This is a genomic window from Duganella sp. GW821-FHT07G03 (assembly GCF_059418605.1).
The window spans coordinates 75,683-94,913 of record NZ_JBWKQE010000027.1 but is presented as its reverse complement, the minus strand read 5'-3'; the positions used below and the strand labels follow the sequence as shown (position 1 = coordinate 94,913).

Here is a 19,231-nt window from a genome sequence, read left to right as displayed (position 1 = left end):
GTGATACACAATGACAAGCCTTTCGATCCCAATTACTTATCGAAAGGGCTTGCCATTCAAGACGGTATCTGACCCCATTGATTTACTTCATGGTGTAGCTTTGCTGTGCGGTGTCGACCGCGTAGTTGTGCGCCGCGTCCCAGTAGGTGAAGCTGTAGTTCACCACGTCGCCGATCTTCAGGCCGCTCGCGGTGTAGCTGTTGATGCCGGCGTTCTGCGTCATTCGCACGTTCAGCTGGCCGCCGGCGTTGACCGTGTAATGCACGTCCGCCCAGCTGCTCGAAGCGAACGAGAACTTCAACATCGTCGCGCTGGTTTGCTGCGCGGCCGGTGTTGGCGTTGGAGTTGGCGTTGGCGTGGGAGTTGGAGTGGGAGTTGGTGTGGGCGTTGGCGTCGGAGTGGGCGTTGGTGTCGGCACGCCGGTATCCCAGACGATGTCGTCGATCGCCATCTGGAACGCCGAGCTCGGCAGTGCGGCGCCGTCGCTGGCGATCTGGAACAGGTCCAGCATCGACTGCAAGGCGATCTTGCTGCCGGCCAGGTCGGCCACCGGGATGGTCGCCGTGCCCCAGTCGCCATTGCGCACCAGGCCGTACGTGGTGGCGTTGGCCGGGAACTTGACCGCGTTCTGGTTGGTGTAAGTATCCTGCACGCCCACCGTGAAGGCGACGTTGGCCGGGATCTTGATCTTCAGCTTCATGCTGCCGTTGCGGAAGTTGCTCATGTCCCTGGCCTGGCGCGACTCAACGCTGCCGCCGAACCACTGGCCCGGCGTGTTGAAGCTCCACGCCATCACGTTGCCGCCTTCATACGGCGGCAGGTTGCCCTGCGTGACCGAGGCGTTGTTCCACACAAAAACGTCGGAGCTGGTGCCGGCCACCAGCTTGTTGTTGACCACGGTGTTGTCAGTGAAGACGCCGAACTTGCCCACCTCCGGCGTGCTCTGGCTGCCCAGCTTGACCGTACCCTTGCCGTCCAGCTGATACACGCGCACGTAGTCGACGTACATGGTGCCCGGCAGCGGCGCCGTCACCTGCCCCGGCGCGGCCGCGTCGGTGAAGTTGCCGCCCACTGCCAGGTTGAACAACAGGTAGAACGGCGATTGCAGCGCAGTCGAATTGACCGGCAGCGGATTGTCGTACATGTCGTGCTCGACGCCGTTGTCCACCACGGTGAAGCGCATCTGCGTGTCGGTCCAGTACAGCCGGTAGACGACGAAGCGATTCGCCAGCGACTGGCTCGGCGTGTACCAGTTCTTGGTCTGCCACGCGGTCGAGGCGGCGCAGCTTTCATTGCCCGGCACGCAGGCGGCCTGCTGCCAGGTGATGACGTTGGAGCCGACGAAGTTGTCGATCCCCGGCGTCGGCGTGCCGGCCGCCGCGCGGCTGCTGGCCTTGTGGCCCATCTCGATGATGTCGATCTCGCCGTTGCGCGGCCAGCTCTGCGGGCTCACGCCCAGCATCCACGCGGCCGGCCACAGGCCGATGCCCAACTGCGGCGTCGCCATGCGGATCTCAACCATGCCGTACTGCAGCTGCACCTTGCCGAAGGAGCCGATTTTGCCGGAGGTGAAAACGTTGCTGCCCACCGTCTGGTTCTGCGCCTTGATCGCCAGCGCGCGCGTGTTCGGCTCAAACGGCACGTTGACGATGGAGACGTTGTTGGGGCTGTAGTACTCCAGTTCCTGGTTGCCATAGCCGCACAGGTTGATCTGGCAGCCGTTGCCGTCCACCGCCGTCCACAACGTGCTGTTGAGCGTGGCGCCGTTGAATTCCTCGGACCACAGCAAGGGGCCGATAACGGGACTGGTGACACTGGCCGACACCTGCGTGCCGTACGCCATCAGGATCCCGGCGGCAACGGCGGACAGAACGAATTTCTGTTTATTCACAATGTATGACTCCTCGTATCCATACTTCCTCATTTCGAACCTGACGGCCGTCCGGTTCGCACCTTCGCCGGCAACGCCGGCTATTCCGTTCGCGGTCAGGGAGCATGGAGCGAGGTGCGGCTCAGCAAAAAAATGGGCGCGGGGGCGCCTTCGCTACGAGGCGTTTCGCTTGCTGTTGCAGTCTCCGTGCCGACCGGGTCGTGGCCCGGACTGTGTCGCTGGTTAGAATTGGAAACGATTCCAATTCGATGTTCAAAATATATTCTGATTAATATTTTTTGTCAACGATGCTGCGCAACCGTGTGCAGGTTCACACGGCTATTTCTTGCGCTTACGCTTCAGCCACACCGGCAGCGCGTTGAAGATGCGCACCAGCGCATGCATCTGCCACGGGAAGACGCAGCGCTCATCGCCCCGCTCGATGGCGGCGGCGATGCGCCGCACCGCCTCCTGCTCGGACATCAGGAAAGGCTTGCGGCCGGCGTCGCCGTTATTCAGTTCGCGCAGGCGCGCGGTGTCGACGTAGCCGGGAACGATCACCGTGACGCCGATACCGAACGGCGCCAACGCCTTGCGGTAGGCATCGCAGATGGCGATGGCGGCGCGCTTGCTGGCACTGTACAGCGAGCCGCCCGGATAGTCCCGCTGCAAGCCGGCGATGGACGCCACCGCCACCAGCTGTCCCTGCCCGCGCGCCATCATCGCCTCGGCGGCGGCGCTGAAGGCGTGATCAAGTCCACCCACATTCACCCGCAACACCGGCAAGGTGCTGGCGGGATCGCGCGCGATCGCGGCGGCGTCGGTGTACTGGCCGGCGGTGACGATCAACAGGTCCAGGCCATCGGCCGCCACCAGGGCCACCGTGCGCGCCACCGCAGCGCGGTCGGCGATATCGCAGACATGGACGCTGACGCGCTCCTCTTCCAGCAAGGACAAACCATCCAGCTTGTGCGGATGCCGCCCGCAGATGGCCACGCGCGCGCCCTGCCGCCAGTAGTGCCGCGCCAGTCCCAGGCCGATGCCGCTGGTGCCGCCGATGATCATGACGTTCATGTAACAGCCTTGTTGTGCTTGTCCTCGTTGCGCATGGCGGTGCGGCGGCCTTGCGCGGCCAGCTCGTAGGCCTCCTGCGCGCGCCGATAGCCATATAGCCATTGGGTTTCCACGTCGGCCACGTATTGTTCGTAGCTGGCCGGCGCCACCAGTTGCACGCGGTTGTGCCGCCACGCGATGCGCTTCTGGACGCCGGTGCCGCGCAAGGCCTCGCTGACGTCGGAGGTATCGATCCACACATCGACCGACTGGCCGTGCACATGGCGCAGGCGCTGGTTGGCGTCGAAGCCGAACACCGAGCGCAAGGCGGGAATCGCGGTGAACTGGTCGTAGGACTGCTTCATCTCCATGCTGATGTGCTGCGCCAGGCACTGCGCCAGCTCGATCGGGAACAGGTCGATCACGCCGCCGGTGTAGTCGGCGCCGCCGGCGGACTGGCAGCGGAAGTAGACCATGTCGGCAATCGAGATGCGGGCCGCATCGGCCAGGGACATCGCTGTGTCGATCTCCAGCTCGTGCGCGACGGCGTTGGTCCAGCCATCGCGGCCGATAGCCGAAGGCTGGCCGGCCGCCAGCGCGGCGATGCGAGCGTCGCCGAACAAGGTGACGCGATAAATGGCGCGCCCTTGCCGCAACTGCCCTACTTCACCGGGACCGAACAGCAGCTTACCGCCGAGGATGGCCAGCGCCGGCGCGGACGCGGAGGCAAGCGCGGGCTCCGGCGGCAAAGGCAGCACCGGCGGAATCTCGAACAGATAATCGTTGTACAGGTCCGGAATATGCGCCGCCCTCGCACCATTCAAGCGCCGCAGCGCGATGCTGGTGACCGCCCGCAGCGGCGTGGCGCGCGGGCCGGAGCGCAGGCCGCTGAAAAATGCGTACATCTGCGGCGACGCCAGCCAGGCCTTGCGCGCCGCGCTGTCCGGTAGATTGCGGATGATGGCGCCGGCCACCGAACCGCCGCAGGTGGCCAGCAGCAGGTCCGGCTCCTGGCCGGCGTCGATGGCCGCCGCGTGCATGCCGAGGTAGTAGCCGAAGCGGAAGCCGCCGCCGGCCAGCACCATGCATCGTTGGTAGCGTGGGTCTGGTTGGTGTCGCGCGGCTTGGGTCATGCGTGACATAATGCCTCAATTACATCATTTTTCACAAGGACAGTCCGACAATGAACCGGGATGCCGTGCCAAGCATGCAGCAACGCGTAACCCAGCTTGAGCTGAACGGCGCGCTGTTCGGCGTCTGCTACCCGCTGACCAACTACCTGGCGCAACGCCACCAGGAGCTTGGCAATGTTGCGATGGCGTGGGAGTCGGCGCTGCCCTTCCTGCCGTGGATGGTGCTGCCGTACATGACGTCCGGCCTGTTCTTCGTACTGAGCTTCCTGCTGGTGCGCGACCGCGCCGGCCTGTCGGCGCTGAGCCGCCGGGTGGCGTTTGCCACCGTCGTCGCCTGCCTGGTGTTCGCCGCCTGGCCGCTCCGCTTCTCGCTGCCGCGCCCCGCCGTCGACGACGCGCTGCCCGCCTGGCTGTTCGCACAACTGACGGCGATGGACCGGCCCTACAACCAGCTGCCGTCGCTGCACGTGGCCTACTGCCTAATCTTCTGGGTGGCGCTGCGCACGGCCGTCAACTCGACGCTCGCGCGCGCCGCGCTGGCCGCGTGGCTGCTGCTGGTGGCGCTGAGCACCGTGTTCACCTACCAGCACCACGCGCTCGATGTCGCCGGCGGCGCCGTGCTGGGCGCGTTGGCGCTGTATCTGCTGCCGTCCGACGGCGATGTCCGCAAGCCGGTGGCGTTCTGCTACACGGTGCTGGCGGGACTGGCATCGCTGGCCTGGTTCGCACAGGGCGGCATCTGGTGGCTGTACCTGTGCGCCAGCCTGCTGCTGGTGGCGCGCGCCTACTACCAGCGTCACGCCGCCTTCCTACACAAGCGCGACGGCCGTTATCCACTCTGGATCTGGATGCTGTACGCGCCCTACCTGTGCGGCTACCTGCTAACCTGGCAGCTGGTGCGCTGGCATGAGCGCCACCGGCCGCCGTTCGTGCGCCACAGCGAAGGCCTGTGGGTGGGCCGCCGCCTGACCGAGGCCGAGGCGGCGCAACTGCCGGCCGATTGCGCCGTCATCGACCTGTCCAATGAACTGAGCGAGACGCACGCGCTGCGCGGCCGCAGCTACCATCACTTTCCGCTGCTGGACCTGCAAGCGCCGGATGCGCAGTCGGCCCGTCCCATCCTCGCGGCCATCAGCGCCCATGCGGCGCAGGGCCGCGCCATTTACCTCCACTGCGCCATGGGCTACCGGCGCAGCCGCCAAATCGCCCAACTTTACAAGGAGCTGCACCAGCAATGAGTTTTTCGATCTACCAGTTGAAACCCCAATTCCAGCAACTGCTGCAACCGTTGATGCGAGCGCTGGTGCGCTGCCTCGTCACGCCGAATCAAATCACGCTGGCGACGATGCTGCTGTCGGTGGCCTACGGCGCGGCGCTGGCGATGCAACCGCAGCGCACCGGCCTGTGGGCGGGCCTGGCCGGCTTCCTGCTGTTGCGCATGGCGCTCAACGCCATCGACGGCATGCTGGCCAACGCCACCGGCCAAAAGACCCGCCTCGGCACCCTGCTCAACGAGATTTGCGACCAGGTCTCGGACGTGGCGTTGTACCTGCCCTTCATGCTGGTGCTGCACGCGCCGCTGGTGGTGCTGGCCGTGGCGGCGGCGCTGCTGGCGGAGTTTGCCGGCGTGCTGGCGCTCAGCGTGGGCGCGGCGCGCCGCTTCGACGGGCCGATGGGCAAGAGCGACCGCGCCTTCTGGTTCGGCCTGCTCGGCCTGCTGATCGCCTTCGACGTCGCTCCACTGCTGCTGCACGGCGTCCTGGCGCTGGTGATCGCGCTGTCGGCGTGGACCGTCGTCAATCGCCTGCGGCAGGCGCTGCGGGCTTCCGCGCCAACGACACCGTAAAGATCCCCTCCAGGCCGATGCGGGTGGCGATCTTGCGGCAGCCCGCATGCGCCACCAGGCCATCCATCTCCGCCTGCGGACGCGGCCGCATCTGCCACGGCTTGCCCTGGTGGCTGGTCAACGTCAACGCGATCATGTCCAGCTGCGGATGCCACGGCTGGCCGGTGTAGATCAGGTGGCCGCCGGCGCGCAACACGCGGGCGATGCCTTGCAGCGACGCCGCCACCGGTGCATTCTCGCTGAACAATTCGTACAGTCCGGAGACGATCACAATATCGTACTCGCCCTCCTCCGCGCGGTAGCTGTCGGCGTTGAAGGCGTCGCGCAGCTGGTAGTCGATGTTGGCGCGCAGTTGCAGCTGCTGCGCCAGCGCGCGCGCCTGGTCCAGGTTGTGCTGGGTATAGTCGCGCAGCGTGACTTCGATGTCGCGCTCCTGGTAGCGCTTGATCGTCTCCAGCACGTAACGGCCGGAGCCGCAGGCCACGTCCAGTATCCGCAGCGGCGCTTTGCCCTCATGCGCGGCGATGCGTTCGCCCAGCATCTGCTGCAACTGGCGCTTGCGCAGGCGGATGCCGCGCCAGCCCACCGCGTCCAGATAGCCGCGGTCCATGATGCCGCCGAACAGGAAACTGCCGCCGGCCTGGTTGCGGTACACGTAATCGAGCGAGGCGCCGGAATCGAAGCCGTGCTGCAAGCCGATCTTCATGCCGTTGCTGACCGGCCCCATCATGCCCAGCATCACGCGCTGCATGCCGAACCACGCCTTGGCCAGCGGACCGCAGCTCTGGCCCGCTTGCAGGGCCGCGTACTGGCGGGCGCTGTGGCTGTCGCGGTCGGCGCCCAGGTAGTGCGACGGCGCCGGCGGCGCGCGCTCGAAGCATTGCTCGATAAATTGGCGGCCGGCCTCCAGCGCCACGCTGGTGTCCTGCTCGTAGAACAGCGCGTGGAAGGCGTCCGGCAGGTACACATAGCGCTTCAGCGGCGACGACAGGCGCTGGTAGAAGTCCTGCTGCGGCCCTTCCTTGACCACGTAGTCCTTGCCGGCGGTGAGCATCAGCACCGGCGTATCGATGGCGGCGGCGTCCTGCACGATGCGCTTGGCCGTATCGGCAAGGCCCAGCAGCACGCAGGCGGAGATGGCCTTGGCGATCAGCGGATCGGCGGCGTAGGCGGCCGCCTCCTGCGCCGAATGGGTCAGCATGCCGGGACGGATGTAGCTGGTCACGAACAGCTCCGGCTTGAAGCGACGGGCGAAGCGCAACGCCGGCTTGGCCAGCGGCACATACAGGTTGATGTCGAACGCGGCGGCGGCCATGATGACGCCGCGCACGCGCGGCGCATAGTCGTGCAGCCAGGTGGCGGCGATCACCGCGCCGACGCTGTTGGCCACCACCAGGATGTTCTCCGGCGCGATGCCATGCGTGGCGACGATGTGGGCGATGAAGGTGTCGAAGTCCTCGACCAGCGCCTCGAAGCTGGGCGCATCGCCGCGCTCGCCGGGCGAGTAGCCGTGGCCGCGCGCGTCCCAGGCGAAGGCCCAGTCCTGCGTGTAGCCGAACTGCTCCACCAGCGGCTGGATGCGCCCCGAATGCTCATGGCCGCGATGCAGGAACACGAGCGCGCGCTGCGGCCCGTCCTCCCGCGGCGACAGTGGCTGCCAGGCGCGGTAGAACAGGCGCACGCCGTCGTTGCAGTCGAAGCCCGATTCGGTGGTGCGCCAGGCCAGTGAGCGTTCTGCTTTCATTTTAGTTTCCCAGGAGATGAGTGATGAGGAAATACAGCAGCGGCGCCGTGACGACCAGGCTGTCGACGCGGTCGAGGATGCCGCCGTGGCCGGGTATCAGTTGCGAGAAATCCTTGACGCCCAGCACCCGCTTGGCGGCCGAAAACATCAGGTCGCCGCAGAAGCCGCCCAGCGACAGTAGCAAGGCGAAGGCCAACAAGTACGCGGCGTCAGCCAGGTGCAGGTAGCGGCCCAGCGTCAGCGACAGCGCGCTGGTGACCACCACGCCGCCGGCCAGTCCCTGCCAGGTTTTATTGGGGCTGATGCCAGGCGCGATGCGATGGCGGCCGAAGATAGTGCCGCTGATGAACTGTGCCACGTCGTTCAGCGCGGTCAGCACATAGAGGTAGAACAGCCACGCCAGCCGCAGATGCGGTTCCAGCGGCAGGCTGTCGTAGAGCGGCAGGAAGCAGCAGCTGTAGCACAGCACCAGCCACAGCAGCCAAACCAGCGCCGGCCGGCTGCGGCTGCGCAAGAAGACCGCACCCGCCAACGCGATGGCCGGCGGCAGCGCCACCAGCGCCACAGTCGAAGGCAGGAATAGCGCGCTGCCGAACACGACGGCGGCCGACGGCACGAAGCCGCGCGCGCCGAACCGCGCCAACTCCCGCAAGGCCAGCAGGCCAATCAGCACCGCCAGCAGCGTGGCGCCCAGCGGGTGCAGCAGCAGGCTGACGGTGACCACCGGGAAGATCCACCACCAGGCGTTGACCTGCGCCCGCAGCTGACTGTGCGGCCGCGCGCGGAGCTTGACGCCGACGCCCAGCGACGCCATGCCCAGCATCAGGTACAACATGGCGAGCGCGGTCAAGATCTCCGTACCCAGCAGCGGAAACAGCAATTGCATAAATGCCTCAATTATTTTTAAGGCAATTGTATAGCGTTTTGCTGAAAGTAGCTCAGTCTACGGTGATCAACAAATCGCGCCCCTTGCTGGCGGCGTTGCCGGCGTAGTCCTCGGCCGTGATGCGCAGCGTGTAGTTGCCGGGGCCGAGGGCGCCGACCTTCCAGCCGCCCGGCGTCAGCTTGCCGTGGATGAGCATGTTGTTGATGGCGTAGGAGAACCGCGTTTCCGCCGCGCCGTGAACGGTGATGCCGCTGGTGGCCGCGTAGGCCAGCTTGACCGCGTCGCGGTTACGCGGCAGGCGGTCGTACAGCTGCGTGATTAGCGGCTCTTCCATGCCGGGGATGATCTCGCCGTCGGCGTTCAGCAGCTGGTAGCCCAGCTTGTACAGGCCCAGGCGGCGGCGCGCCTGGTTGCCGTTCATCTGGTCGAAGGCGTCGACCACGATTTGCACTTCGCCCAAGGCGCGCGGGACCAGCAGGCGGCCGTCGGCCTTCTCCTTGAGCAGCTTGCCGCTGCTGTCGGCCAGGGCGATGGACTGGATCTGCGGCGCGATCGTGTCTTCCAGGTCGATGAAGGGCAACGTCAGCGGATTGAGGGCGTCGCCGTTCGGCTTGTAGTCCAGGTGCACGTGCGCCATGCGGTTGACGGTGCCCAGCGTTTCGCCCACCAGGAAACGGGTGCCGCGCTTGACGCGCACGGCGGACGGCACGCCTTTTTCATCCTTCAACAGCTGGAAGCGCGGATCGAGCGGCTTGTCGTTGGCGCCTCGCCCGACGCGCAGGTGGATGTATTGCAGCCCATCGAGCGCCACGCCTTCGGACAGTTCGCCGTAGCCCCAGCTGGCGCTGGGATCGCTGATCTTGCCGGCGGTGACGGCCAGCACCGGCGTGCCGATGGCGGCCTGGACGTCCAGTCCGGAATGGAAATGGTCGCGGCTTTCGCCGTCGAAGTTGCCGCGCACCTCGCCCATCAGGCCGACCACTTCGTGCGGCTTGTCCTGCGGCTTGACCGGCCACAGCATCGTGGCGCCGTGGGCCGGCGCGCCGGACAAGGGCAGCTCCGGCGCGGCCGGTTCGCCGGCCAGCGCCAGGGCCACGTGGTGCAGGCGGAAGGTGGCGCCGTCGGTGACGAACAGCGAGCCGTCCCTGGCCAGCGCCAGGCCGCGCGGCGCGTAGAAGCGCACGCTGCCGTCGGAGCCATAGCCCGGTTGCGGCGGATGGTCGGCGTCGTCCAAGGTCAGCACTTCGCCGGCCGGGGTGACTTGCGCCAGGCGGCCGTGGGCGTTGCTGCTCACGTAGAGATAGCCGTCCGGCGTCAACGCCAGGCCGACCGGCGATTGCAGCAGCGGCGCGACCGAGCCGTCCTTGGCCTGGACCACGGTGCTGACGTTGCCGTCCTTGGCCAGCTTGCGGATCGCGTGGTTGCCGGTGTCGGCGATGTACAGCTCGCCGGCAGCGCTGAGCGCCAGGCCGGTGGGCGTGTTGAACAGCGCTTGCGCGCCGGCGCCGTCGGCGTCGCCCGCGCGACCGCCGGCGATGGTGGTGACCTCGCCGTTGGCGGCGATGCGGCGGATGCGGTCGTTGTAGGTATCGGCCACGTAGACCACGCCGGCCGCGTCCACCGCGATGCCGACCGGGCCGTTGAATTGCGCGGCCGCGCCACGGCCGTCCTTGTCGCCCGGCAGGCCGTCGCCGGCCAGGGTGCTGACCACGCCCTCGGGTGTGACTTTGCGGATGGCGTTGTTGCCGGTGTCGGCCACGTACAGGTTGCCGGCGCCGTCGATCGCCAGGCCGGACGGGGTGTGGAAGGAGGCCGCCTTGCCCGCCCCTTCCGCGTAGCCCTCGACCGCGCCGGCCAGGGTGGTGGTGGCGCCGTCCTGGGCGATCTTGCGGATGCTGTTGTTGTTGCCGCCGTCGGCCACGTACAGGTTGCCGGCGCCGTCGACCACCACGCCGAAGGGATCGGCAAAGCGGGTGCTACGGCCGCGGCCGTTGTTCGCGCCCGGCATGCCGTCGCCGGCGATGGAGGTGACGCGCGCGCTCCAGTGCGGCTGCGTGCCCTTCAAGGCCGAGGGCCGCGCCACGTCGGCGCCGGCGTCAGCGCCGGGCCGGTGGGTCAGGATGTAGGCCGCCCCGCCTCCACCCAAGGCGCCACCCAGGGCCAGGGCGGCGGCGATTAACTTGAATTGGGTAGGGGTCATGTTGCGCACGCCTAAACGTTGATCGAAAGAAAATATCTTAACCGATCCGGGGCGTAGGGGCAAAAAAAAGCCCGCTACGGGAGCGGGCTAAATCTATTTCCTTGGAGGAGAATAGAGGAGACAGGTGAATGATGCTGCATCGCGGCATATAGATCCAATTTATATTGGCAATAGCAGTAATTTCCGTTGTGAATAACTCGAAAAAAAAGCCCCGCAAACTACACGGGGCCTCGTTGCACACAAAGGTTTATTTGCTGGCGTCCACCGCGTAAGGCAGCACGCGCGAAGCCATGCGGGTGTCGGTTTTCAGGAAGCCCACCTCGTCGGCCAGGATGTGGACCGCTTCGTTCAGCAGCACGTCCTTGGCGGCCTTGGCGGCTTTTTCCGCATCCAGCTCGGCCGTCAGCGAGCGCTCGTCGCCCTGCAGGCCGTCGTCGGTGCGCAAGGCGCCCTTGACCGCCGCCACTTTCGGCGATGGCGCCGCCTTGCCGTTGGCCGGCTTGGCGGAGATCGCCTTGTTCAGCGCGTCCTTCGGATCAGGCAGCAGCACCGGATCATCCGCGCCCAGGGTGGTCGACAGCAGACGCGCCTCGCGCAGCTTGGCGCGCGCTTCCTGGGTGTCGCGCTCCTTGCGGCGCACGGTCTCGTTGAGCGAGATCAGGTTGTCCTTGCGCTGTTTCTTCACCAGGGCGATGTCCTCGGACAGGTACTGGAAGTCCTTGTCCTTGGCCACGCGCGCCTCGTGCTTCTTGTCCAGCAGCGGCAGGATATCCTTCAGGTCGCCGGTCGGGATGTACGGCGCCGGCGCGATCGAGGTCCACGGCAAGGCATTGTCGTAGCTCGATTCGCCGAAGGTGTCCGAATCGCCCATGGTCGGCAGCTTGATGTCGGGCGTGACGCCGCGCAGCTGCGTGGTGCCGCCGTTGATGCGGAAGAACTGGGCGATGGTCATCTTCAGCTCGCCGTAGTGCACCTTGTCGTTCTGGGCGAAGCGGTCCAGGCCGAAGATGGTTTGCACCGTCCCCTTGCCGAAGCTCGGCTCGCCGATGATGACGCCACGGCCGTAATCCTGGATCGCCGCCGCGAAAATCTCGGAGGCCGAGGCCGAACCACGGTTGATCAGCACGCCCAGCGGACCGTCCCAGGCCATGCCGGCGTTGGTGTCGCTTTCGACTTCGATCTTGTTGTCGCCGGTGCGCTGCTGCACCACCGGGCCCTTGTCGATGAACAGGCCGGTCAGCTGCACCGCCTCGGACAGCGAGCCGCCGCCGTTGTTGCGCAGGTCGATCAGCACGTTGTCGACTTTTTCCTTCTTCAGCTCGCCCAGCAGGCGGGCCACGTCGCGGGTGGCGCTCTTGTATTCCTTGTCGCCCTTGCGGCTGGCTTCGAAGTCCTGGTAGAACGTCGGCAGCGAGATCACGCCGATGCGGCGCTTGGCCGTGCCGTCCTTGACTTCCAGGATGGATTTCTTGGCCGACTGCTCTTCCATGCTGATCTTCTTGCGCACCAGCGCGATGGTGGTGTGCTTGCCGTCGACGCCGGCGTCGACCGGCTGGATGTCCAGGCGCACGGTGGAGTCTTTCGGGCCGCGGATCAGCGCGACCACGTCGTCGATGCGCCAGCCCAGCACTTCGGTCATCGGCGACTTGTCGTCCTTGGCCACGCCGAGGATCTTGTCGCCGACCTTGATCTTGCCCGACAGGCCGGCCGGGCTGCCCGGCACGACTTCGCGCACCACCGTGTATTCGTCACGGGTTTGCAGCACGCAGCCGATGCCTTCGAGCGACAGGCGCATGGCGATGTCGAAGTTTTCCGCCGCGCGCGGGCCCAGGTAGTTGGTGTGCGGCTCGATCGACATGGCGTAGGCGTTCATGAAGATCTGGAACACGTCTTCATTGGTCAGCTTGCGCGAGCGGCTGACGTAGTTCTCGTAGCGCTTGTCGAGCGTGTCGCGGATGCCCTTGTCGTCCTTGCCGGCCAGCTTGAGGCGCAGCCAGTCGTTCTTGACGCGCTTGCGCCACAGCTCCTTCATTTCAGCGTCGCTCTTGACCCAGTCGGCCTTCTCGCGGTCGTACTGGTAGCTCTCGTCGAGGGCGAAATCGGGCTTGGTCTTGAGCAGTTCGCGGGCGTAGGCGATGCGCTCGTTGAAGCGCTGCTGGTACTGGTTGTAGATGGCGAACGGAACGCTGAGGTTCTCGCCGGTGATGGCGTCGTCCAGGCGGGTGCGCACGATGGCGTACTGGTCGAGGTCGGCCTGGGTGAAGAAGAGTCTTTCCGAATCCAGCGATTTGAAATAGCGGTCGAAGATCTTTTCCGACATCGCATCATCCAACGGCATGGCTTTGTAATGCAGTTTGGTCAGAACCCGCGAGGCCCATACGGCCGCCTGGGCTTGGCCAGGCTGGGGTTTGAGTACGGTCTCCGCCGCCGCTTTTTCTGGCACGGCAGCGCCGGCCTGCACTGACAGCGCCGCCAACACGGCTACCAACAGTATTTGCTTCTTCATCGGCTTACTCCGAAACGTAGTGTTATCAATTAATCGTCGCGCGCAGTGCTCCTGCCTGCCGTTCCATTCTACAGGATAGGCTGCCCTGCGGCGCTGGGAGTTTGCAGTGTCCCTGCCCAGGCTTAAGCAAGACTGAAACGGCGCCAGCCGCACTTTCATCGCCATATTGGTTTCTGCGCAGAAACTAAGGGCATTTGCCCTATAATTCCGGCATGGGTAAATTTCTGAAGCACCGGCGCGGCCACAGCCTGATCGTATGTATTGCGATTCTGCTGAACCTGCTCGCCCCGGCGATCGGCCATGCGATGGCCACGCTGGCGCGCGATCCGCTGGTGCTGGAAATTTGCAGCGCCACACCGGCCAAGCCGGCGCCGGGCGATACGTCTGCGCACGCGTTCAAGCACTGCGTGTTCTGCGCCACCCATGCCGACACCTACGCGCCGCCGCCAGCGCAGGCCAGCCTGCTCGCCGTGCTGCGCGGCCACGACGCCTATCCGGCGCCGCACTACCAATCCCCCACCCCGCTGTTCAACTGGTCGAGCGCGCAGCCGCGCGGACCGCCCGCCCTGTCCTGACGTCCCCATAGACTGCATGCAGCCCCGCCACACCGGCGACGGCTGGCGTGCGCCTGTTCAACGACTCACAGGAATAACCATGCAACGCCGTACCCTACTTACCGCGCTGGCCGCATTGCCGCTGGCCGCGCATGCCGCGCCGCCGGCCTACACCGGCATCGACATCACCGGCAGCAGCATCGGCCCGGACTTGCGCCTGTCCTACGGCGACGGCAAGCCCGCCTCGCTGCAAGACTACAAGGGCAAATACGTGCTGCTGTTCTTCGGCTTCACGCAATGCCCGGACGTCTGCCCGACCGCCTTGTCACGCGCGGTCGAGATCAAGAAGCTGCTGGGCGCCGATGGCGACAAGCTGCAAGTCGTCTTCGTCACCGTCGATCCCGAGCGCGACACCGCCGCGCTGCTGGCCGAATACATGCGCGCCTTCGATCCGGCCTTTGTCGGCCTGCGCGGCGACGCGGCGCAAACCGCCAAGGCGGCCAAGGACTTCAAGATCTTCTATCGCAAAGTCCCCAGCGGCAGCTCGTACACGATGGACCACACGGCCATCACCTATGTGTTCGACGCCGCCGGCAAGATCCGCCTCGCCTTCAAGCACGAACAAACCGCCCAGCAGTGCGCAGCCGATCTGCGCAAACTGATGCAACCCAAAAAAGAAACCAGCTTCCTGAAAGGACTCTTCCAATGAAACGCATGATCTACCTGATGCTCCTCGCCGCCCTGCCCGCCTTCGCGCAAGTCACCGTCAGCGAGGCCTGGGTGCGCGGCACCGTGGCCTCGCAAAAAGCCACCGGCGCCTTCATGACGCTGACCACGGCGAAGGACAGCCGCCTGGTCGGCGCCAGCTCGCCGGCGGCCGGCGTGGTCGAAGTGCACGAAATGAAAATGGTGAACGACATGATGAGCATGCGCCAGATCGACGGCCTGGCGCTGCCTGCCGGCCAAGTGGTCAAGCTCGCCCCCGGCGGCTATCACCTGATGCTGATGCAGTTGACGCAGCCGCTGGCCGACGGCGCCAAGGTTCCGCTGACGCTGGAGTTTGAGGACGCGGACAAGGTCCGCAGCAAGGTGGTAGTGGACGCCGTCGTCAAGCCTTTGAACAGCGCGCACCAGCACTAATCAGGGTTGAAGTGGCACTCCGGCGGCGCGGAACTTTCGCGCCGCCGGCAGGTCAAATGAGGAGAGGCCCATGCGCGAAGGGTCTTGTGACGATTGATGAGTTTCAGGCGCGCCACTTTTAAAGCACATCAGAGGAGACAAACATGGCTTGCGAGGATAAGAAGGCTGCATTTGACGAAGCGATCAAGACCTGTGTGGCCGAACTTCAAGAGGGTTTGAAATCGGTGGCCAGCGATGCGGAAAGTAAAGCGAGACAGGTTGCCGAAGACGCCAAGGACGGCAGCGACCTGGCCAAGGGCGTGGGCGCGGCTTCGGGTACCGTCATCGGCGGCATGCTGGGTGGCCCGGCCGGTGCGGCGGCCGGCAACGCCGTCGGCCAGGTAATCGGCGCCATGTTCGTTATGAAAGTCGAGATGGCGCGCACGACCTTCAAGCTCGACTTGCCAGGTGTAACCATGAAGGATCAGCGCTGGTCATTTGACGCTCCCGAAGTAACGATGAAAGACAAGGAGATGAGTTTCGACTTGCCTGTCACGCGGATGGAGCGCCGACGCGGCCCCGACATCCCTGAGACGGTGTGCCACATGGAGACCCAGGAGATCGGCCTCGGCATCAAGATCGATCTGCCGGTGTGCGTGCTGCGCATGAAGGAGACCTACCTCGATGTGCCCGTCATCACGATGGAGACTAAACGCATAGTCATAGGCATGCCTGAGGTGACGATGAAGCGTCAGGAGGTCGTCGTCGGGGTTCCCGAGTTCAAGATGGAGACCCAGGAGTTCTCCTTTGACGTGCCGCGCATCCTGTTCGAGCTTGCGCAAGATGCGGGTAAGAAGGCAACTGAAGAAGCCATGAAAATTGCCACCGAGGCCCAAGTGGCAGCGGCGACGAAACAGCACTCCCTGCGTGAACAGATGCGCTTTAAGCTGGTAGCCCCCTGCAACGACATGTTCGACTGCTACCGTGGTCAGTTGACGTTGGCGCGAGAACAGGCGGTGGCCATGTTCGACCCACAAATCAAACAAATCACCACCAGCATCCAGGCCGCACTCGGCCGGGAAATTGCCGAAACGGACGCGGCCATCCAAAACTTGCGCGAAGTGTTGCAGCGCGTGACCACCGAGCGGGACAAGGCGCTCAAGAGCATCGACGACGCCATGGCGCAACTGGGCGACGCGGCCAACAAGGCGCTCGACCAATTCGTCAACAACGGCTAATAATTGCGATATCCGCGATGGTGACCGTCAAATCGATTGCAACAGCGGCCACCAATACGACACCGACCACCACAGCAAGCCTGCGATCAGCAGGTAGGGCCAGGAGCGCAGCGCGATTTTCCAGTCGACCGTCGACGGCCAGCAGGCCAGGAACTGCGGCGCGACGGCAAACGCCAGCGCCAGATCGATCCACTGGAAATTCAGCCCGGCCCGGGTGCGCCACCATGCCACCACAAACGGCAGCAGCACCACCACAAACGGCGCCAGCGCGGACGGCGCCGCGTTGTACCAGCGCACCCGCGTCAAACGCACCGATCCCAGCTCCCAGCCCTGCCCGACCCGCCGGGGAATGACGGTGAAGGCGGCCGGCCGCGCATACGTGACCAGGCCGGCGACGAAGTGCGCCAGCTCGTGGCAAATGGTGCCGGCGACGGTGAACAGGAAAAAGAAAGGATGCCGGGCCGACAAGGCACGGATCAGCAGCGCCAGCACTAGCGACGGCGCCAGGTACAACAGGATGTCGCGGTGATGGCATAACCACGCCGGCGCGAGCGTACTACATTCAAACAGGCTGCTCATGGCCGCATCGTCGCACGGCGGCGGGACGGCGTCAATTGCACACAATATAGTTGTACGATGTCTGACATCTAAGTTATGGTCGTTGAAAAACCACCATAGCAAGGAGACCGCATGACACCGCATCCAACCAAAGCGAGCCGGGTACGCTGGCTGATACTCGCCATCCTGTTCGCCGTCACCACCATCAACTACGCCGACCGCGCCACCATCGCCATCGCCGGGCCGGAACTGAAGAAGCTGCTCGGCCTGTCGCCGGTGCAGATGGGCTTTGTGTTTTCAGCCTTCGCCTGGTCCTACGTGCTGGCCCAGTTGCCGGGCGGCTGGCTGCTGGACCGCTTCGGTTCCAAGCGCACCTATTTTTTCAGCATCTTCCTGTGGTCCAGTTTCACGATGTTGATGGGCACCGTCGGCTTCCTCACCGGCGCCGCCGCGGTGACGACGCTGTTCTGCCTGCGCCTGCTGATCGGCGCCGCCGAAGCGCCCTCCTTCCCCGGCAACAGCCGGCTGGCCTCGGCCTGGTTCCCGACCGCCGAACGCGGCACGGCGGCGGCCATCTTCAACTCGGCCCAGTATTTCGCCACGGTGCTGTTCGCGCCGCTGATGGGCTGGCTGGTGCACAGCTTCGGCTGGGAAAGCGTGTTCTACGTGATGGGCGGGCTGGGCATCGTCATGGCTTTCATCTGGCGCAAGACGGTCTACGGCCCGAAGGAGCACCCGGGCATCAACGCCGCCGAGCTGGCCTACATCGAGGCCGGCGGCGCGCTGGTGGATTTGGAAAGCAAGAACAAGGCGATCGCCACCACCGAGCTCGACACCTGGTCGTGCATCCGCCAGCTGCTGGGCAACCGCATGCTGCTGGGCGTCTACATCGGCCAGTACTGCATCAACACGCTGACCTACTTCTTCCTGACCTGGTTCCCGGTCTACCTGGTCAGCGAGCGCCACATGACGATCCTGAAGGCCGGCTTCGTGGCCGCGCTGCCGGCGGTGGCGGGCTTCCTCGGCGGCGTGCTGGGCGGCGTGATTTCGGACCGCATGATCAAGTCCGGCACCTCGCTGTCGATGGCGCGCAAGACGCCCATCGTCGGCGGCATGCTGCTGGCGATGTCGATGATCGTCTGTAACTACGTCGACGCCGACTGGCTGGTGGTGCTGGTGATGTCGCTGGCTTTCTTCGGCAAGGGCATCGGCGCGCTGGGCTGGGCCGTGGTGGCCGATACCTCGCCCAAGGAAGCGGGCGGCATGAGCGGCGCGCTGTTCAACACCTTCGGCAACACGGCCGGCATCACCACGCCGATCGTCATCGGCTACATCCTGCAGCAGACCGGATCGTTCGCCGGCGCGCTGGTGTTCGTCGGCGCCAACGCCGCCGTCACCGTGCTGTGCTACGTGCTGATGGTCGGCGAAATCAAGCGCTTCGAATTCAAGACGCCGGTGTTGCGCCCCGTCGGCAAGCCGGCGCCGGCCGCCAGCGCCAGCGCGCCATCAACGACTATCAGTTGAGCGGCTCCCGCGCCAGCTCGATGCCGGTGATGATGCGCGCCAGCAGCGCGTTGAGACGCTTGGTGTCGATCAGGTGCTGCACCACCACGTGGCCCGAATACGGAAACGGATACAGCGTGCAATTGCCCATCGCCGCCAGGCGGTGCGCATGCATGGCGTCGAGGTTGACCGACTCGGTGCAATTGGGCTGGTCCGGCCTAGTGCCGAACACGATATGCAAGCGGGTCTGCCCGCCCGCCCTGTCGCGCCCCAGCGTCGCCAGGTCGTAGTAGCCCGAGGCCGGCGGATTCAGTTCCAGCGCGCGCATCACGGCGATCCAGCGGCGCTCGTGATACAGCAGCGCCTGCCGCACATCGAGGAAGGACAGCGGCCCGAAGGCGATCACCTGCTGCACGTCGAGCAGCAGGCCGAACATGACGGCCGCATAGGCGCCCATCGACTGGCCGATGGTGACCACCTTGCTCGGCTTGATCGCCGCGATCAGCGCGCGCAACGTCTCCACCGTGTCGTCGGGATGCTCGCCCAGGCCGGCAATGGTGCGGTGATACCAGCTGTTGCCGGAATCGCGCACCAGGATCTTGTTGAGATGCCGTCCGCTGGCCTGCTCCAGCTTTTTCAGGCGGCCATAGAAATCGAATTCCGGCCGCGTCTCCCACGACACGAAGCCGAAAGCGATCACCAGAATCTCGCCGGGCACGACGCGGTCGATCAGCACATCCTCGGTGCTGGTCTTGACGCGCCGGTTATCCAGCGCAGGCACATCGGTCACGCTCAACGACATCGCGACGCTCCCTCACGTTCGGCAAGGTGTAAGACTACCAGCGGCAGCTTACCCAGCAGCATCTTGCGATGTTACATTATTTGAAACCGCAATTCAATTTGGGGCCGCGTCGACCCGCCGCCGAATCGGACGATGGGCAAAAATATCGCGACGGACGGCCAGGCAAGCTTCGGCCGCGCTGCGCATACTGGCCTGGCTCGCGCTTGTGCGGGCACCGAA

16 protein-coding genes are annotated in these 19,231 nt (G+C 65.3%); 7 read left to right on the top strand and 9 right to left on the bottom strand.

Annotated elements, in window-relative coordinates; all coding sequences use genetic code 11:
* Positions 1-82 precede the first annotated feature (82 nt).
* The 3 genes from AC07OK_RS26565 to AC07OK_RS26555 all read right to left on the bottom strand — a co-directional run bounded on the left by AC07OK_RS26565 (position 83) and on the right by AC07OK_RS26555 (position 4,065).
* Entirely contained in the window at positions 83-1,891 is a 1,809-nt protein-coding gene (locus AC07OK_RS26565; RefSeq protein WP_494693075.1) for a glycoside hydrolase family 16 protein, read from the bottom strand.
* A 318-nt stretch (positions 1,892-2,209) separates the two neighbouring features.
* Entirely contained in the window at positions 2,210-2,944 is a 735-nt protein-coding gene (locus tag AC07OK_RS26560; RefSeq protein WP_494693074.1) for an SDR family NAD(P)-dependent oxidoreductase, read from the bottom strand.
* Positions 2,941-4,065: a patatin-like phospholipase family protein gene (locus AC07OK_RS26555; RefSeq protein WP_494693073.1), complete on the bottom strand. Its 1,125-nt coding sequence runs from the start codon at positions 4,063-4,065 to the stop codon at positions 2,941-2,943. The genes AC07OK_RS26560 and AC07OK_RS26555 overlap by 4 nt, the downstream gene beginning before the upstream one ends.
* Before the next feature lie 65 nt (positions 4,066-4,130).
* On the opposite strand from AC07OK_RS26555, the gene AC07OK_RS26550 reads away from it, so the two are divergent.
* Positions 4,131-5,294, top strand: a complete 1,164-nt coding sequence (locus AC07OK_RS26550; protein ID WP_494693072.1) for a phosphatase PAP2 family protein — start codon at positions 4,131-4,133, stop codon at positions 5,292-5,294.
* On the top strand, positions 5,291-5,902 hold the full coding sequence (locus tag AC07OK_RS26545; protein WP_494693071.1) for a CDP-alcohol phosphatidyltransferase family protein: 612 nt from the start codon (positions 5,291-5,293) through the stop codon (positions 5,900-5,902). The genes AC07OK_RS26550 and AC07OK_RS26545 overlap by 4 nt, the downstream gene beginning before the upstream one ends.
* Here the strand turns inward: AC07OK_RS26545 and AC07OK_RS26540 are convergent.
* The 4 genes from AC07OK_RS26540 to AC07OK_RS26525 form a co-directional block, all read right to left on the bottom strand.
* Positions 5,853-7,646: a bifunctional alpha/beta hydrolase/class I SAM-dependent methyltransferase gene (locus AC07OK_RS26540; protein WP_494693070.1), complete on the bottom strand. Its 1,794-nt coding sequence runs from the start codon at positions 7,644-7,646 to the stop codon at positions 5,853-5,855. The genes AC07OK_RS26545 and AC07OK_RS26540 overlap by 50 nt on opposite strands.
* Position 7,647: 1 nt before the next feature.
* Positions 7,648-8,532, bottom strand: coding sequence for a phosphatidate cytidylyltransferase (locus AC07OK_RS26535; protein ID WP_494693069.1), 885 nt, complete (start codon positions 8,530-8,532; stop codon positions 7,648-7,650).
* Positions 8,533-8,584: 52 nt separating this feature from the next.
* Positions 8,585-10,732, bottom strand: coding sequence for a gluconolaconase (locus AC07OK_RS26530; RefSeq protein ID WP_494693068.1), 2,148 nt, complete (start codon positions 10,730-10,732; stop codon positions 8,585-8,587).
* Positions 10,733-10,979: 247 nt separating this feature from the next.
* Positions 10,980-13,238 (bottom strand): carboxy terminal-processing peptidase, encoded by a 2,259-nt coding sequence (locus tag AC07OK_RS26525; protein WP_494693067.1) that lies wholly within the window; start codon positions 13,236-13,238, stop codon positions 10,980-10,982.
* 212 nt (positions 13,239-13,450) lie between these two features.
* Here AC07OK_RS26525 and AC07OK_RS26520 point away from each other — a divergent pair, with 212 nt between their 5' ends.
* The 4 genes from AC07OK_RS26520 (at position 13,451) to AC07OK_RS26505 (ending at position 16,149) form a co-directional block, all read left to right on the top strand.
* Positions 13,451-13,813, top strand: a complete 363-nt coding sequence (locus AC07OK_RS26520; RefSeq protein WP_494693066.1) for a DUF2946 domain-containing protein — start codon at positions 13,451-13,453, stop codon at positions 13,811-13,813.
* A gap of 79 nt (positions 13,814-13,892) precedes the next feature.
* Positions 13,893-14,501, top strand: coding sequence for an SCO family protein (locus AC07OK_RS26515; protein ID WP_494693065.1), 609 nt, complete (start codon positions 13,893-13,895; stop codon positions 14,499-14,501).
* Positions 14,498-14,932, top strand: a complete 435-nt coding sequence (locus tag AC07OK_RS26510; protein WP_494693064.1) for a copper chaperone PCu(A)C — start codon at positions 14,498-14,500, stop codon at positions 14,930-14,932. Before AC07OK_RS26515 ends, AC07OK_RS26510 begins: the two co-directional genes overlap by 4 nt.
* A 143-nt stretch (positions 14,933-15,075) precedes the next feature.
* Positions 15,076-16,149: a hypothetical protein gene (locus AC07OK_RS26505; RefSeq protein WP_494693063.1), complete on the top strand. Its 1,074-nt coding sequence runs from the start codon at positions 15,076-15,078 to the stop codon at positions 16,147-16,149.
* A 27-nt stretch (positions 16,150-16,176) separates the two neighbouring features.
* Here AC07OK_RS26505 and AC07OK_RS26500 read toward each other — a convergent pair whose 3' ends face one another.
* Positions 16,177-16,728, bottom strand: coding sequence for a hypothetical protein (locus AC07OK_RS26500; RefSeq protein WP_494693062.1), 552 nt, complete (start codon positions 16,726-16,728; stop codon positions 16,177-16,179).
* Between the two features lie 111 nt (positions 16,729-16,839).
* On the opposite strand from AC07OK_RS26500, the gene AC07OK_RS26495 reads away from it, so the two are divergent.
* Positions 16,840-18,231: an MFS transporter gene (locus AC07OK_RS26495; protein ID WP_494693061.1), complete on the top strand. Its 1,392-nt coding sequence runs from the start codon at positions 16,840-16,842 to the stop codon at positions 18,229-18,231.
* Here the strand turns inward: AC07OK_RS26495 and AC07OK_RS26490 are convergent.
* Positions 18,224-19,012, bottom strand: coding sequence for an alpha/beta fold hydrolase (locus tag AC07OK_RS26490; protein ID WP_494693060.1), 789 nt, complete (start codon positions 19,010-19,012; stop codon positions 18,224-18,226). The two genes, AC07OK_RS26495 and AC07OK_RS26490, sit on opposite strands and share 8 nt — an antisense overlap.
* Positions 19,013-19,231 lie beyond the last annotated feature (219 nt).